The sequence below is a fragment of the Terribacillus saccharophilus genome, assembly GCF_000725365.1.
GTDB classification, from domain to species: domain Bacteria; phylum Bacillota; class Bacilli; order Bacillales; family Amphibacillaceae; genus Terribacillus; species Terribacillus saccharophilus.
This window is the reverse complement of record NZ_CP008876.1, coordinates 1,897,771-1,913,074: the sequence shown is the minus strand read 5'-3', so window position 1 is coordinate 1,913,074 and position 15,304 is coordinate 1,897,771. Positions and strand designations below refer to the sequence as shown.

Here is a 15,304-nt window from a genome sequence, read left to right as displayed (position 1 = left end):
AAGCAACTCAATCTGATATTTAAAAAGATTGAGTTGCCAGCTATTTTTAAATATTCAATTAGGACCTACTACTGAATGAGGTATATAGGCTTCTTCTAGAAAAGCAGTTTCTTCAGCTGTTAGCTTAACGGATAGAGAACCTACAGCGTCCTCCAGATGGGATATTTTCGTTGCACCAATAATTGGGGCTGTTATTGTTTCTTTTGATAGAAGCCAGGCAAGTGCAACGTGGATACGTGGAACATCATGTTTTTCTGCTATCGTTGCAACTCGTTCTGCCACCAATCGGTCTGCATCAGCAGTGGTATCGTATTTAGATTTTTGAATTTGGTCCGTTTTTGAACGATGTGTTGTTTCTGTCCAATCACGTGTCAATCTTCCGGATGCAAGAGGACTGTAAGGAGTCACACCAATTTTTTCTTCTTTACAGAGAGGAAGCATTTCACGCTCTTCTTCGCGATATATGAGGTTGTAGTGATTCTGCATTGATACAAAGCGTGTCCAATTATTTTTCTCTGCTACGTGTAATGCTTTTTGGAATTGCCAAGCATACATGGCAGAGGCGCCAATATATCTTGCCTTTCCGGCTTTCACCACATCATGCAATGCTTCCATTGTTTCTTCAATAGGGGTATTGTAGTCCCAGCGATGGATGATATAAAGGTCTATATAATCTGTACCTAGTCTCGTAAGGCTTTTATCAATTTCGCTCATGATGGCTTTTCTGGAAAGGCCCGCACCATTAGGACCTTGATGCATACGTCCATGCACTTTTGTTGCCAGCACAACCTCGTCTCGAATGGCATAATCCTTTAAAGCACGTCCTAGAAATTCTTCGCTGGATCCCATCGAATACACATTAGCTGTATCGAAAAAATTGATTCCAAGATCAAGTGCTTTTTTAATGATAGTGCGACTTTGCTCTTCGTTAAGAACCCATTGATGAATCCATTTTTCTGCTTCACCAAAACTCATACAACCAAGACAAAATCTTGATACATCCAAACCTGTATTTCCTAGTTTTACATATTCCATTTATATCATCCTCTCTTTGTCGCTCGTTTGTTGTAACCTCTTTCATTGTCTCATAATTTTTATACAATCAATAAACTCATTCGTCTCAAATCTTTGCCTAATACTATCAAAGATCTTTCAAGCTGAGAGAATAACAATTAAAATAAACTCAATTCAATTAAATCGAAGGAGAGGACAAATAAGAGATGAACATTAATTTGGACAAGCAGCAAGAACTAGGCAAACTTATTAGCAAGTATACAGATACAGATGGTGTTCATCCTACATCTATAGAATCATTATTTCTTATCCGTGAATCCATTATCAGTGAACCAGTCGCTAGAGTTAACGAAATTTCTTTTTGCATTATTGTCCAAGGAGAAAAGGAAGTATTGCTAGGTGAGGAACGCTTTACATATGGAGCGGGAAATTTTATTGTGGCATCAGTAGAGTTGCCGGTAACCGGGCAAGTAATTGATGCGTCGTATGATTTACCATATTTGGCCCTTAAACTTGAATTTACGCCAACGGATATATTAGAGGTTTTACATGAAACTGGTGTACGATCTGGTAAGAAACAAGATACGAAACGAGCACTGTTTATCGGAGAGTCAGAGCCCTCTTTATTAGATGCGGTAGTTAGGTTAGCTAGTTTGTTGGACAAACAAAAGCATATTCCAATACTAGCCCCATTATATAAGAAAGAAATATTGTATTGGGTTTTGCAGAGTCCAAATGGAGATGCACTGCAACAAATGGCTGTAGCAGGCAGCAATGCTATGAGAATTAGAGATGTAATTGAATATATCATTAGTAATTTTGAAAAGTCATTTCGAATAGAAGATTTAGCGGATATGGCGAATATGAGTGTGTCTTCCCTTCATCGACATTTTAAAGAGGTGACAGCTATGAGTCCGATTCAGTTTCAAAAGCAGTTGAGATTGCAGGAAGCAAAGCGTTTGTTATTGGTGGATTTCCCCGATATAGCTGAAGTTGCATTCCAAGTGGGATATGAGAGTCAGTCACAATTCACTCGTGAATATGCTCGGATGTATGGTTATTCACCTAGAGCAGATATGAAGAGATTTAAAGAGGAGCTAAAAAGTTTGATGTAAGGAGTGCTAATTAATAGAAGAGGCTGTCGATATTTTCTCGACAGCCTTATTAAGATAGTTATATATTTGCTTTTTATCAGGTTGGGATAACAACTACTTTGTTTTCGATTGTAATGATTATGCCCCTCTTTTGTTAGTTCGTAACAGGAATTTCAATTTTATTGTTTTTATGAATTTCTTCTGTTCCAGCTTTTAATGCAGTTTCGTAGTATGAACATTTATGTTCGATGAGTTCCATTGTTTTTTTTAGTTCTTCCATTTGTTTTTCCACCACAGATTTTCGATCCATAAACATATCGAATCTTTGCTGCAATGTGGTATCTCCATCAGTACACCAGTCAATGAAGGTCTTTATTTCTTTAATTGGCATGCCAGTCGATTTCAGACATTCAATGATTTTCAAAGCAGAAATATCGGATTCTTTGAACAAACGCTGACCGCTAGCCGTGCGCTCCACAAAAGGCATAAGTCCTTCTTTGTCATAGTAACGCAAGGTATAGGCAGTGACATGTAATTCCTTTGCCGCTTCGCCGATAGAATATGTCTTCATCGTATTTCTCCTTTTCTCCAATTATATTAATTGCGAGTTCACGCTATGAATAGGGAGGATTCTATCACATGACTTGCTGAACGTCAAAATGAAGATGTGATTGGTTTTAGTGTATCAAATACAAACAAAGATGTTTATATATAAAAAATAAAGCATTTGCTTGACTTAGAGTTGACTCTAAACATTACAATAGTTTGCAAGAGAAGAAAGGATATAACCTGTCCAAACATATTCTCTAAAAATATAAACAGTTATTGGAGGATTTATAAAATGGTTATAGCTAAAGCAAGAGCTGTTGACGGTCCAGAAAAACCCTTTCGAGCTGCTGAAATTGAAAGACGTGATCTTGATTTACATGATGTTTTAATCGAAATTAAGTTTGCCGGAATTTGCCACTCTGACATACATACTGCTCACGGTGAGTGGGGTCCAGTAAACTATCCGCTTGTACCAGGACATGAAATTGCCGGAATCGTTACGGATGTAGGTACCGAAGTAACGAAGTATAAGGTCGGTGACCGAGTCGGAGTAGGATGTATGGTTGACTCATGTGGAGAATGTGAGAACTGCGTAAAAGGTGAAGAACAATATTGTCATAAAGGAAATATTCCTACGTACGCAGGTGTAGATAAATATGGTGAACCTACACAAGGCGGATATTCTTCCCACATCGTTGTAACGGAAGAATTTGTTGTAAGTATCCCTGATAATATTGAACTTGATGCTGCTGCACCATTGCTTTGCGCTGGTATCACAACATTTTCTCCACTAAATCACTGGCAAGCTGGACCAGGCAAAAAAATTGCAGTCGTTGGTTTAGGCGGCCTGGGCCATATGGCTGTAAAGATTGCACATGCCATGGGTGCAGAAGTGACTGTTCTATCCCAATCATTGAAGAAGAAAGAAGATGGCTTAGAATTTGGTGCAAGTAACTACTATGCTACTAGCGATCCAGAAACATTCGAAAAGCTTGCCGGATCTTTTGATTTAATTATTAACACTGTAAGTGCAAAGATCGATCTGAATGCTTATCTTTCCTTACTGAATCTTGATGGCACTATGGTTAATGTTGGTGCTCCAGCTGATCCGTTGTCATTAAACGTACAGTCTCTCATCGGTCATCGTCGCTCGTTTGCAGGTTCGTTAATCGGAGGCATTCGCGAGACGCAAGAAATGTTAGATTTCTGCGCAGAACATAATATTGCTCCAGAAATCGAAGTGATTGCTGCTGACCAAATCGACGAAGCCTATAAACGCGTTCTTGCTTCAGACGTGAAGTATCGCTTTGTTATCGATAACAGTACGTTGTAATATATGTAACTTCCAATCTTAGAGGATGTCCCGTTGTTCGGCTTTGGGACATCCTTTTTAATACGAAATAAGCGGCTGTTCAGCTTGGCATAATTACAGAAATATCCTAAGGAAGGTGGAAACCATGCTGGTCACAAAGGTAACAGTGAAACTTCACCGAGGATTGCAAGCAAGGAACACTGCACTATTTGTTGATAAAGCGTGTTCCTTTACTAGTGATGTAATTCTTTCTAAAAGCGGAATATCCAGTGATGGAAAAAAGCTTATGAGAGTGATGGATTTGAATGTGAAGGATGGTGACGAAATCATGCTGATGGTAAATGGGTGTGATGAGCATGTTACTTTTGACACTTTAAAGAGTTTCCTTTTAGATGAATAGTAATTGCTATCACATCCTCAAACACTACTGTAAGAGTACATTTTTAAAATAATGATTGTATAAAAAGGAACGCAAGAGTATTCGTAGCGTTCTTTTTTCTTCGTAAAAGAACGAACTGCATGATTCAACTTGAAACACTATAGAATGACTTTTAATTGGTATTTATAGTTCTTATTCTAAATAAGAATAAAAGGTAACCGAATCTGAGTGCATTGAAGTGCATTTTGTATCTCAATATTCTTCTAACAGTGCAAGGGAGGATACAGATGAAAAAGACATTATATCTAATGAGGCATGGACAAACATTGTTTAACCAAAGAAAGAAAGTCCAAGGGTGGTGCGATTCACCACTGACAGAATTAGGAGTCAAACAAGCAGAGACTGCTGGTAAGTATTTTAAAGAGCGCAATATTATTTTCGATAATGCATACAGTTCGACGTCCGAAAGGGCAAGTGACACGTTAGAACTAGTAACAGATATGCCATATACAAGATTAAAAGGATTAAAGGAATGGAATTTCGGAACGTTTGAAGGGGAAAGTGAGGATTTGAATCCGCCGCTGCCTTATAATGATTTCTTTGTGAAGTATGGTGGTGAAGATCAAAAAGAATTGCAAGAAAGAATGGCAGCTGCTTGTCAAAAAATCATGGAAGAAGATAACGAAGTTGTGTTAGCCGTATCTCATGGGGCAGCATGCCGGAATTTTATGAGATATTGGGAACATACAAGTACTATCGTACAGCAAAATAAAATCGGGAATTGCTGTATTTTAAAATTTGAATATGAGAACAAGGAATTTAAATTAGTCGAGATCATTAATCATGATTTTAGTGACTTAATTGGTGATCTTACAATAGTTTCTTAACCTCAATATTACAATCTGGGACACTCCTGTGAGTGTCTTTTTAATTTGTTTAATACTAGTGGAGTTGGGTGGGAGGATTAGGCATTTATCTGACACGAATGGGATACCTGCTTAGTAATCAACTAATGCATAATAAAGGAATCGGGTGGTATATAAAGACAGATATAATGGAACAAAGTTTGAGTTAGGAGGATCTTATATGCAAAAAGTAAAATTAAACAACGGTGTGGAAATGCCTGTCCTAGGATTTGGAGTATTTCAGATCCAAGATCAAAATGAATGTGAACAAGCTGTTTATGATGCTATCATGGCAGGCTATCGTCTAATTGATACGGCTGCCTCTTATTTGAATGAAGAAGCAGTGGGCCGAGCAATCAAACGAAGTGGTGTGGCAAGGGAAGATTTGTTTATTACGACAAAACTTTGGGTGCAGGATACTGGTTACGCGAGTACAAAGAAAGCATTCAACAAATCATTGGATAGATTGCAACTGGACTATCTCGATTTGTATTTAATTCATTAGCCATTTGGGGATGTTCATGGGTCTTGGCGCGCAATGGAGGAACTGTATAAGGAAGGTAAAGTGAAAGCAATAGGAGTTAGTAACTTCCAACCTGACCGCCTGATTGATTTAATCATTCATAATGAAGTCGTTCCTGCAGTAAATCAGGTGGAAACACATCCGTTCTGCCAGCAATTAGAAAGTCATGACTTCATGAAAGAAAACGGCGTGCAGATAGAATCTTGGGGACCGTTTGCTGAAGGAAAAAATAACATGTTCGAGAACGAGGTCTTGGCCACAATTGCTGAGAAGTATAATAAATCTGTTGCTCAGGTAATTCTTCGTTGGCTGACACAAAGAGGAGTAGTCGCTATTCCGAAGTCTGTTCGTAAGGAAAGAATACTTGAGAACTTCGATATCTTTAACTTTGAATTAAACAAAGAAGATATTGCTAGCATAACGGAATTGGATACAAAACAAAGTCTGTTCTTTTCACACCGCGATCCAGAAATGGTGAAAGGGATCAGTACAAGGAAACTTGATATTTAAGAAGTATTTTTACATGCAAGGTTTATTAATCTAGCTATAATAATTGCTTTTCTTAAAAAACAAGCCGCTTCCAATTAGGAAACGGCTTGTTTTTTATTTTCCTTTTGTATTTGTCCTTTTTTTGTGTTAAACCTCAAAGCGGATGCCAGTATCACTACCATACCCACTATTCCGATCCAAACAAGGGTAGATACAGAGTTCCAAGTTAATCCTGAATGGAAAAAGAGCAGCTCTCGTAATCCTTCTACCATGAATCGCATAGGCAGCCAAGAGTAGATCCAGTCATGATAAAATGGTGACATCATTTCTGGAGCCATTGCTAGCAATGGTGCACCAAAGAAAAGCATTAGGATAAAAATAGGCATACCTTTAAGTCCTGTTAAAGAAAGTACAGCTGAAATCATTAGGAAGAAGCTGAGTGATGTGATAGATAAGAATAACGCTGTACTTGTAAAGTCTGGAATATGAAGTCCTACCATCTTATCAGCTAGCCAAGTTAAACCAAATCCTACGACAAGAGTTACAACCGCACCTGTTAGAATTTGAACCACTTTTACTGCCAAGTTCTCTTTTCGATTAGCTGTGGTTACTTTTCTAAGAGAGATGAAAACAATAGCAGCACTTGCTATACTAGCAATCCAAAGAGGTTGAAATAAAGAAGTAGGAGCATTCCCATTTGCGCTATTAGTTCCAGTTTCATTAACATTTGTGACTTTCTTTGCAATAGGAGAAGCCAGAACTTTAGCTTGCTCAGTTGATAATGATGCGCCTTGTTGTTCTAGTCCATCTAGTAGTTGTGTGCGAACAGTGTTATTTAGGTTGTCTACAACTCCATTCAACATTTGTCCTGCCATCGTTGACGCCATTGTATTCATACCTTGATTAATAAATATCTCGACTTCAGGTGATGAAGGCGTTGAAGTTTGTAAGGAAGACTGCTTTTCACTAAAATCTTTCGGTATAACCAAAGCTGCATAATATTTTTGGTTAGTTAATCCTTTTTGGACTTCCTCAGCGTTATTTACTTCAATCCATTTAACAGCAGGATCTTCTTGATCTGCTGTTACTTTTGAATTTTCTTTTATCATTTCCACTATTGATTGACCCATATTCAGTTTTGACTGATTCGGGATATCAACACCTGCATCCTCATTTACGATTGCAATTGGTAGATTTTTTGGTTCTGGTTGGACTGATGGAATAAGTGTCAGAGAAAAAATAAATATTATAACCAATGCAATTATTGGTGATAAGAATAGTAGTTTGTTTCTAAACATTATTGAACGCCTCCTAGCGGATACTTTATAATAATAAATAAACACCGTGTTGTTTATTACGTTCTAAATTATATGTAGGAATTAGATACTATACAATAGTCAGATATGGTAGATGTGTTGGTTACGGGACACCTTTACTAATTGTGTTGGATAAGTAAGGAGGAATTTACATGACTGACAGTAATATTGATTTAAGGGTAATACGAACTAAAGAATCCATTCGAGATGCACTCATAAAGTTAATCGATGAAAAAGGCTTCGAGGCAATTACAGTTAAAGATATAACAACAAAAGCGAAGATTAATAGAGGAACATTTTACGCACATTATCAAGACAAATTTGATTTAATGAAGAAGTGTGAAGAAGAAATTATGCTGGAGTTATCCAGTATTGTAAAAACAAAATTCCCAAGTGTTATGACTTCACTTAAAACAGAATCTGCGGCTGTGCAGCCATTCCCGCATACAGTTTCTGTATTCGAATATCTTAATGAAAATAGCGATATTATGAGAGCTGTATTAGGTCCAAAAGGGGACCTCTCATTTCAAGCAAGACTAAAGGAATTTATGTGGGAAACACTTTATGGTGATAATCCATTTGCTTTTGTAAAGGAAGAAAGTCTCCTTGTTCCAGGACAATATTTGTCTTCTTATTTAGGAAATGCAATGTTGGGAGTAGTTCAACAATGGTTGAACAGCGGCAGGAAAGAATCTCCTCAAGAAATGGCTCGTATCCTGACAACCATTACAGTTAATGGTCCTTTGTTTGCAGCTGGTATAAAAAAGTAAAGCAGCCTAACGGTCAGATCATCCAACTGATTGCGAGTAAAAAGTTAGGTTTGGTTTTTTCACTAAGAGTAAATCAAAGCTAGATAAGATAATTTGCATGAAACATAGAGTGAAAAAGACAGCGTATTAAAATAATTGCTGTCTTTTTTACTCTCTTTAGTTTTAAAAGTCGCTCTAGTAACGGTCTTTGCGTTCTTATTTATTTACTTTTTTGAGCGAGGATAATATAAACAGGCTGATTTGCAATTTTAGTTGACGGATAAATTTTATCAACTACAGAGAAGCCAGCATCAAGGATTTCAGTTTCCATATCTTCAGAAGAAACTCTCGGTCCAGTCGAAGCTTCAGTCTTTTCTAATTCAATACATAAGAACAAGCCTTTGTGTTTCAAGGTTCTGTGAATCTCTTTCAAAGCTGTTGCAAGGGGCTGAACTTCATGCAAAGAAATCGAAGCAATAGCTATATCAATATTATGATCTTCTAATGGAATATCTTTAAAGTTTCCTGCAACAGTTTTAATGTTAGTAATATCTCTTTCCTCTGCTACTGTGTCCAAGTGTTTAAGGATATCTTCATCATAATCGAAGGCGAATACCGTTTTCACACGATCAGCAATAGAAAGAGAAATATAACCAGTACCAGCTCCAAGATCCAGAACGCTGTCGTCTTTCTTAATAGGTATTAGCTCAAATAATTTATCTGCTGGAACTCTCTCTATATTTTCTAAGTTGTTGATTTTCTTTTGTGATTTTTGATTCATCTTAGCATCTCCTTTAATTAAAGATATATAAACTCTGTAATAACTATAATAGAAGTGCATCTTCTTGTAAATGGCAAGGCTCTACGATTCTCATAGATGCTGTAAGTTCGTGGACGAAAAAAAGCTGCCATTTGGCAGCAGGATGAGAATACAATTTGTTTCGATTATAAGTAAGCTTCGTTTGGATCAGAAGATAGTTCTTCAATAGTAAGAAAATCAAAACGTACTGTTTGATCCTTTCCTTGAGGGCTGCAAGCAAATAATCCAGCTGAAATAGGGGAGTCATCCGGAATGTCCAAATGAGCAATTCGCATTTGCATCCATTCTTCGCCATCCCATGAGAAATCGATATAACAGTTTTGAGCAATCCTGGATATACGAAAGTATAAGTCGATATCTTTATCCTGTACATATTGTGTTGACCAATCAGAAAATCCCTGGTTTGTAACTACGACGCCTAACTTACTCAAACTATTAGTTATATATTCTAAAGAAGTTTTCACCCATACATCCTTTGAATAGCGAATCATCAACCCTGCATGGTCATACTTTGCATTTGGCTGTGCCTTCACCTTAGTGGTCATTCTAAAATTCTTTTCGGTTTTCATATAAAGAAAATGCCCGTTATCATTTTCGAATCCATAATGTGTCTTTTGCCAGAAATCTGTTTTCGGATCAGTGTTTAAAACTAATTGAGAGCTCTGTGTATCAATAAACCATTTTTGAGGTTCAACACGCCATTGGAGTAAACTATTCAATTCTTTACTTTCAAATTTTTCTTCTAAAAGCGTTGGTTTCGCCACTTTAATCCCTCCAATTTCTGTAATTTGTTCATCTCACTATCATTATACTTTTTCTGTGTTACGAGTAAACCAGATAATTGAGGTGTCACCAATCTTCGAATGATGGATGGTATTATGATAGATTAATAAAATAATACAAATCAAAAAATCAGTTGATAAAGATATGGGCAGTGTGTATAATCCTCTTTATTGCGCCAAAAAATATATTATCTTCTTATCAAGAGAGATGGAGGGACTGGCCCCGCGAAATCTCGGCAGCGGAACTTAATTCTTTAAGTTGCTGTGCCAAATCCAGAAAGCTGAGGCTTGATAGATAAGAAGAGTGTTTTATAGTTATAAAACCTCTTCTTAATTAATATAAGAAGAGGTTTTTTTGCAGTAAATATCAAAAGAGGTGGAACAATGAAGAAGGCAAATCCATGGGCTCTGATCCCATTTGTTGTTTTTCTAATTTTATTTATTGGATCAGGAATTATTACAGGTGATTTCTATACCTTCCCTGTCATAGTAGCTATTACAATTTCAGCAGGTGTAGCTTTGGCGATGAATAGAAAAGAATCGCTCACTAAAAAGGTAGATATTTTCACCAAAGGTGCAGGAAATCCAAATGTAATGTTGATGGTTGTTATATTTCTTTTAGCGGGAGCATTTTCTGAGGTTGCAAAAGGTATGGGGGCGGTAGAATCTACTGTTAACCTCACTTTATCACTAATACCTCAAAATCTTCTCGTTGTAGGTTTATTTGTAATAGCTTGCTTTATTTCGTTGTCAATGGGTACATCGGTAGGAACGATAGTTGCATTGGCACCAATTGGTGTTGGAATTAGCGAACAGACCGATTTTTCTATGGCGTTAGTAATGGGGGCTATTGTTGGTGGTTCTATGTTTGGAGATAACTTATCGTTTATTTCGGATACAACAATAACTGCGGTTCGAACACAAGGCGCAGAGATGAAGGATAAATTTAAAGTTAACTTCTGGATTGTGTTACCAGCAGCCATTGTAACATGTATTATCTTAGGCTTTTTAACATTAGGAGAATCTGGACAAGTTGAACACTTAAGCTATAGTTGGATCAAAATCATACCCTATATTTTAGTTATTGTTTTTGCATTAATTGGTATAAATGTATTCCTTGTTTTGGTTTTGGGAATTGTACTTGCTGGTGCTGTTGGATTGTTGGATGGAAGCTATCACTTCCTGAGTTTGATTCAACAAATTGGAGATGGAATGGCCGGCATGTATGAAATTGCCTTCCTGGCAATATTAATAGCTGGAATGGTTGAGGTTATTAAATTTAATGGAGGAATTGACTTTCTTCTTCAACTCGCAACTCGAAGAATTAAATCCAAAAGAGGGGCTGAATTTAGCATAGCAGGTCTAGTTAGTCTTACAGATCTATCAACTGCTAATAACACGATATCTATACTGATTACTGGACCACTTGCTAAAAATATTGCTGATAAATATGGTATTGAGCCAAAAAAATCAGCTAGTATATTAGATCTTTTTTCTAGCTCTATCCAAGGTCTGTTGCCATATGGCGCCCAATTTTTAGCAGCCGCCACTGTAGCAGGAATATCTCCGATCAGTATAATCCCATACTGTATTTATCCAATTCTAGTAGGAATCTGCGGAGTTATCGCTATTCTCATTGGATATCCGAAAGCTAAGCAAAACTAAAAGTTTGCTGTAGGTTGTTGTTTAATAACAGTAAATTCAAGAAGAGCCATGTAATTCTCTCACTGTTCTTCTTGTCCATTTGATTGTCTCACTTTATGACTTGATTTTTATAGCAAGACCTTATACAATGTAGTGAATTGAATATTGCTAAATGTTTTCTAGGGTTCCGCAGCAGCTGCTGGTCTGGTCCGAGAGAAAACTCACAGTATTCACTGTGTCACGGAAGGATAAAAGCCTGGGAGAAACTGTTTAACAGTTACTCTCAGGCTTTTTTTCTTTTCCTGGACATACTAAATTTCGGAGGTGGAAGAATTGAACAAAAATTGGCTCATGGTTATTGTTGCTGCAGTATTTGAAGTCTTATGGGTTATTGGATTAAAACATGCAAGTGATACTCTGGAATGGGTTGGAACCATAATTGCGATCGTAATAAGCTTCTATTTGATGATAAGAGCTGGGCGCTATATACCAGTTGGAACGGTTTATGCAGTATTTGTAGGATTGGGAACAGCGGGTACCTTTTTCTCGGAAATTCTCTTCTTTGGGCAGCCATTCGTCCTTAATAAGTTCTTATTGGTAGCTTTATTACTTGCAGGTGTAATTGGGCTGAAACTTGTTACAAAAGATAAAGAAACAGAGGGGGCTGAACAGTAATGGCGTGGTCATTTTTAATCTTAGCTGGATTGTTTGAGATGTTTGGTGTAGCAATGATAAATAAACTGCATAAGGATAAAAGCTGGAAACCAGTAGCCCTACTGATTCTTGGATTTGGAGCTAGCTTTCTTTTTCTTTCTATTGCGATGGAGAGCTTACCAATGGGTACAGCCTATGCCGTTTGGACGGGAATTGGAGCATCAGGCGGTGCGATAATTGGAATGTTATTCTTCAATGAATCTAAGGATTGGAAACGAATTTTGTTTATTGCTATGGTATTGGGAGCAGCGGTAGGGTTAAAACTGGTCTCTTAAGAAGTCATCTCCGAATTGGTAGCATCCCACTTTGGGAAATTTTCTAAAAGTGTTATCATACTAAGTGGAACTGACGGTTAATGTGCTTATTTCTCAAATCATATCTCATCAGGAGCAGGTGATACATTGGATGACCTAATTGATAGATTGCAAACCAAAGCATTTGAACTAACGGAAGCACAGCGGAGAATTGCTGATTATGTTGTACAGCATCCTATGGAAGTAGCATTTCTTACTGTTGATAAGTTAGCTTCTACGGTAGGTACAAGTACAGCTACGATAATGAGGTTTTCCGCAGCAGTTGGCTACTCAGGTTTTTCTGAGCTGCAGAAAGAACTCCAAGCAAGCATGAAGCATAAAGCAGCTCCTCAAACCAGGCTGGAAGCCAATTTGAAAGATACTAATAAAAGTGAACTTTTGCAGCAGCATTTAGAGCTGCAATATAATAATATTCAGTATTCCTTAGACAATATTTCGGACAGTACATTACAAGAAATTATAAAGAAGATTGCAGCATCAGATAACATTTTATGTACGAGTGTACGGAGTGGTAGGCCAGTTGGAGAATACATAGCATTTGGGGTAAATAGAATTCTTGGAAATTGTAAATATATTGATGCGGATAAGAGTGAATGGGTCGACGAATCCATCAGCCTTACCTCGTCGGATCTAATAATAGCAGTGAGTTATCCGCGATATGCAGAAAGAATTGCAAATATGTTAGAAGTAGCAAAGTCCTGCGGTGCTGAAATCATACTAATAACAGACAGTTATTCTTCACCAATGACGAAGTATGCTGATTTCATCTTACCTTGTTCTTCTGCAAGTGCAGCTTCTCATAATAGCATTGTGTCAGCTATTTTTATCGTTGACTATATTTTAAGTGCTTTAGCTATAAATTATCCTGAAAGAACCAAGCCTAGACTTGATAAAATTAATGAAATACTTACGAAAATGAGTTATCACACAAAAAGGTGATGTGTGATAATTCATTTTTTATTTTAAAAATTTCAATGAAAGCGCTTTACCGTCGTGAAATAAAGTGGTATGATCACACCATCAAAGTAATAAACGTTACTTAATATTCATATAAAGTAATGTATATTACGAGGAGGGGTTATATATGGAAAGCGTATCGTTATTAGCAAACGAACTTATTGAGCGAGCTAAAAAACTAAATACTACGCTCCTTGCCGATGTGATGGGCTGTACAGGTTCGCTGGATTACCGTATCAAACCAGTGAGCACTGGTATGGAATTTGTAGGAACAGCACTGACAGTAAGCTTAAGACCTGGAGATAATTTGTTTCTCCACCAGGCAATTTATTCAGCAAAAAAGGGTCATGTATTAATGGTCGATGGAAAAGGACACACAAATAATGCTTACTTAGGAGAACTTATGGCTAGTTCAGCTCAGGCCATTGGTATAGAAGGTATTGTAATTGATGGACTAGTAAGGGATAAAAAAGCATTGGAAAAATTGAAATTCCCTATATACAGTAAAGGCTTTAATCCGAATGGACCTTTTAAAGATGGGCCGGGAGAAATAAACGAAGTGATTTCTTGCGGAGGGATCCGTGTTGCGCCAGGTGATTTAGTTGTAGGAGATGATGATGGTGTAGTAGTCGTACCTGCCAATCTAATTGACGAAGTGCTTCGTAAAGCGACAGAGAAATTGTCATATGAAGAAAAGCGTCTAGAAACAATTGCCCAGTATGCTCATCAGGAACGCCCTGATCCAATGTCATTAGCACCGAAATGGTTAGAAAATAAAATCAAACAATACCAAGAGTAGGGGTTGAGATTGATGAAATTAGGTTTTGTCGGGTTTGGGGAAGCTGCTTATGAAATGGCAACCGGATTGCATAGTGAAGGAATAGAAAAAATTTATGCTTTTGATGCATTATTAGATGAACCGAAATTATCTGATCGTATTAGAGAAAGAGCTTCCAAAGCAAATGTTGAGTTAGTGGGAAGCGCTGAAGAAGTTATGCAAATATGTACGATTGTTATTGCTGCAGTACCTGCCAACAAGACGTTAGAGGTAGCGCAATCACTAACTGACAGCTTTAAGGAAAATTTAGTTTATGTGGATGTATCTGCTGCCACTCCGGAAATAAAAAAACAAGTGGCAAGTGCAGTAGAGGATGAAGGTTCGCTATTTGTAGATGCAGCAATGCTTGGGCCACTACCTGTTTACAAACATAAGGTACCGATCTCTGCAAGTGGAAACGGTACAGATTTATTTATAAACAATTTAGCAGGATATGGCATGCAAATCACTAAAATAAGCGATCATCCTGGTGATGCTTCAGCGCTCAAACTTATTAGAAGCATTTATATGAAAGGTATCGTTGGTTTGATGGTGGAGTTTTTAGAGGCAGCCAAAACATACGGAGTAGAAGAACAGGCCATCCGTTCTATTGATGAAACGATGAACGCTAAGACTTTTGTTGAAACGATGAATCGGCTTGTAACCGGGAGTGCGCTTCATGCGAAAAGACGTGCTGTGGAATTGGGCGGCAGCATTGAGATGCTGCGAGAATCCAATTTAGATGCGAGTATTTCGATCGCTGCACAGAAGAAATTAGAACGCCTTGCTGAATTGGATATTCCAGAAAAGTATAAAGGAAGTAAGCCAGATACATGGGAAGAAGTTCTTGCGTTGTTAATGGATAAAAATGAAGTTTACAACACTTGAAATGAAAGCGTTTTAATGATGGTTAGAGCCAAGGGGAG

The 15,304-nt window shown here is 37.4% G+C and carries 16 protein-coding genes, 1 pseudogene and 2 riboswitches; of the genes and pseudogenes, 12 read left to right on the top strand and 5 right to left on the bottom strand.

Translation table 11 applies throughout. The features are described from left to right. Positions 1-54 precede the first annotated feature (54 nt). Entirely contained in the window at positions 55-1,035 is a 981-nt protein-coding gene (locus tag GZ22_RS09745; protein WP_038561781.1) for an aldo/keto reductase, read from the bottom strand. Between the two features lie 185 nt (positions 1,036-1,220). On the opposite strand from GZ22_RS09745, the gene GZ22_RS09740 reads away from it, so the two are divergent. Further along, complete coding sequence (locus GZ22_RS09740) at positions 1,221-2,129, top strand: AraC family transcriptional regulator (RefSeq protein ID WP_038561777.1); 909 nt, start codon at positions 1,221-1,223, stop codon at positions 2,127-2,129. A gap of 133 nt (positions 2,130-2,262) precedes the next feature. Here the strand turns inward: GZ22_RS09740 and GZ22_RS09735 are convergent, their stop codons facing one another. Further along, positions 2,263-2,679, bottom strand: coding sequence for a MerR family transcriptional regulator (locus GZ22_RS09735; RefSeq protein ID WP_038561774.1), 417 nt, complete (start codon positions 2,677-2,679; stop codon positions 2,263-2,265). A gap of 270 nt (positions 2,680-2,949) precedes the next feature. On the opposite strand from GZ22_RS09735, the gene GZ22_RS09730 reads away from it, so the two are divergent. From GZ22_RS09730 to GZ22_RS09715, 4 genes and pseudogenes are all read left to right on the top strand, one after another. Further along, positions 2,950-3,990, top strand: coding sequence for an NAD(P)-dependent alcohol dehydrogenase (locus tag GZ22_RS09730; RefSeq protein ID WP_038561771.1), 1,041 nt, complete (start codon positions 2,950-2,952; stop codon positions 3,988-3,990). A 124-nt stretch (positions 3,991-4,114) separates the two neighbouring features. Further along, positions 4,115-4,369 carry an HPr family phosphocarrier protein gene (locus tag GZ22_RS09725; RefSeq protein WP_038561768.1) on the top strand — a complete coding sequence of 85 codons (255 nt, stop codon included), beginning with the start codon at positions 4,115-4,117 and terminating at the stop codon, positions 4,367-4,369. Between the two features lie 266 nt (positions 4,370-4,635). Continuing rightward, positions 4,636-5,235: a histidine phosphatase family protein gene (locus GZ22_RS09720; protein WP_038561765.1), complete on the top strand. Its 600-nt coding sequence runs from the start codon at positions 4,636-4,638 to the stop codon at positions 5,233-5,235. 199 nt (positions 5,236-5,434) lie between these two features. Continuing rightward, positions 5,435-6,286: pseudogene (locus GZ22_RS09715) on the top strand (aldo/keto reductase). 74 nt (positions 6,287-6,360) lie between these two features. Here GZ22_RS09715 and GZ22_RS09710 read toward each other — a convergent pair. Continuing rightward, positions 6,361-7,563, bottom strand: coding sequence for a YhgE/Pip domain-containing protein (locus GZ22_RS09710; protein ID WP_038561762.1), 1,203 nt, complete (start codon positions 7,561-7,563; stop codon positions 6,361-6,363). A gap of 170 nt (positions 7,564-7,733) precedes the next feature. Between GZ22_RS09710 and GZ22_RS09705 the strand changes: the two genes are divergently transcribed. Then, positions 7,734-8,351 carry a TetR/AcrR family transcriptional regulator gene (locus tag GZ22_RS09705; protein WP_038561759.1) on the top strand — a complete coding sequence of 206 codons (618 nt, stop codon included), beginning with the start codon at positions 7,734-7,736 and terminating at the stop codon, positions 8,349-8,351. A gap of 199 nt (positions 8,352-8,550) precedes the next feature. On the opposite strand, the gene GZ22_RS09700 is transcribed toward GZ22_RS09705, so the two are convergent. Further along, on the bottom strand, positions 8,551-9,111 hold the full coding sequence (locus GZ22_RS09700) for a class I SAM-dependent methyltransferase (RefSeq protein WP_038561756.1): 561 nt from the start codon (positions 9,109-9,111) through the stop codon (positions 8,551-8,553). A gap of 164 nt (positions 9,112-9,275) precedes the next feature. Then, the gene (locus GZ22_RS09695) at positions 9,276-9,914 is read right to left on the bottom strand and encodes a DUF1349 domain-containing protein (RefSeq protein ID WP_038561753.1); all 639 of its coding nucleotides are present in this window, start codon (positions 9,912-9,914) and stop codon (positions 9,276-9,278) included. Between the two features lie 211 nt (positions 9,915-10,125). After that, a riboswitch (SAM riboswitch) is annotated at positions 10,126-10,234 on the top strand. Between the two features lie 82 nt (positions 10,235-10,316). Here GZ22_RS09695 and GZ22_RS09690 point away from each other — a divergent pair. The 6 genes from GZ22_RS09690 to GZ22_RS09665 all read left to right on the top strand — a co-directional run bounded on the left by GZ22_RS09690 (position 10,317) and on the right by GZ22_RS09665 (position 15,266). Next, a complete protein-coding gene (locus GZ22_RS09690) occupies positions 10,317-11,597 on the top strand; it encodes a Na+/H+ antiporter NhaC family protein (protein WP_038561750.1) in 1,281 nt (426 codons plus the stop codon). Positions 11,598-11,744: 147 nt separating this feature from the next. Beyond that, a riboswitch (guanidine-I (ykkC/yxkD leader) is annotated at positions 11,745-11,841 on the top strand. A gap of 68 nt (positions 11,842-11,909) precedes the next feature. Then, on the top strand, positions 11,910-12,251 hold the full coding sequence (locus GZ22_RS09685) for a DMT family transporter (RefSeq protein WP_038561747.1): 342 nt from the start codon (positions 11,910-11,912) through the stop codon (positions 12,249-12,251). After that, entirely contained in the window at positions 12,251-12,565 is a 315-nt protein-coding gene (locus GZ22_RS09680) for a DMT family transporter (RefSeq protein ID WP_038561744.1), read from the top strand. Before GZ22_RS09685 ends, GZ22_RS09680 begins: the two co-directional genes overlap by 1 nt. A 126-nt stretch (positions 12,566-12,691) precedes the next feature. After that, positions 12,692-13,543, top strand: coding sequence for a MurR/RpiR family transcriptional regulator (locus GZ22_RS09675; protein ID WP_038561741.1), 852 nt, complete (start codon positions 12,692-12,694; stop codon positions 13,541-13,543). 145 nt (positions 13,544-13,688) lie between these two features. Then, complete coding sequence (locus GZ22_RS09670) at positions 13,689-14,360, top strand: RraA family protein (protein WP_038561738.1); 672 nt, start codon at positions 13,689-13,691, stop codon at positions 14,358-14,360. 12 nt (positions 14,361-14,372) lie between these two features. After that, positions 14,373-15,266: a DUF1932 domain-containing protein gene (locus GZ22_RS09665; RefSeq protein ID WP_038561734.1), complete on the top strand. Its 894-nt coding sequence runs from the start codon at positions 14,373-14,375 to the stop codon at positions 15,264-15,266. Positions 15,267-15,304: the final 38 nt, after the last annotated feature.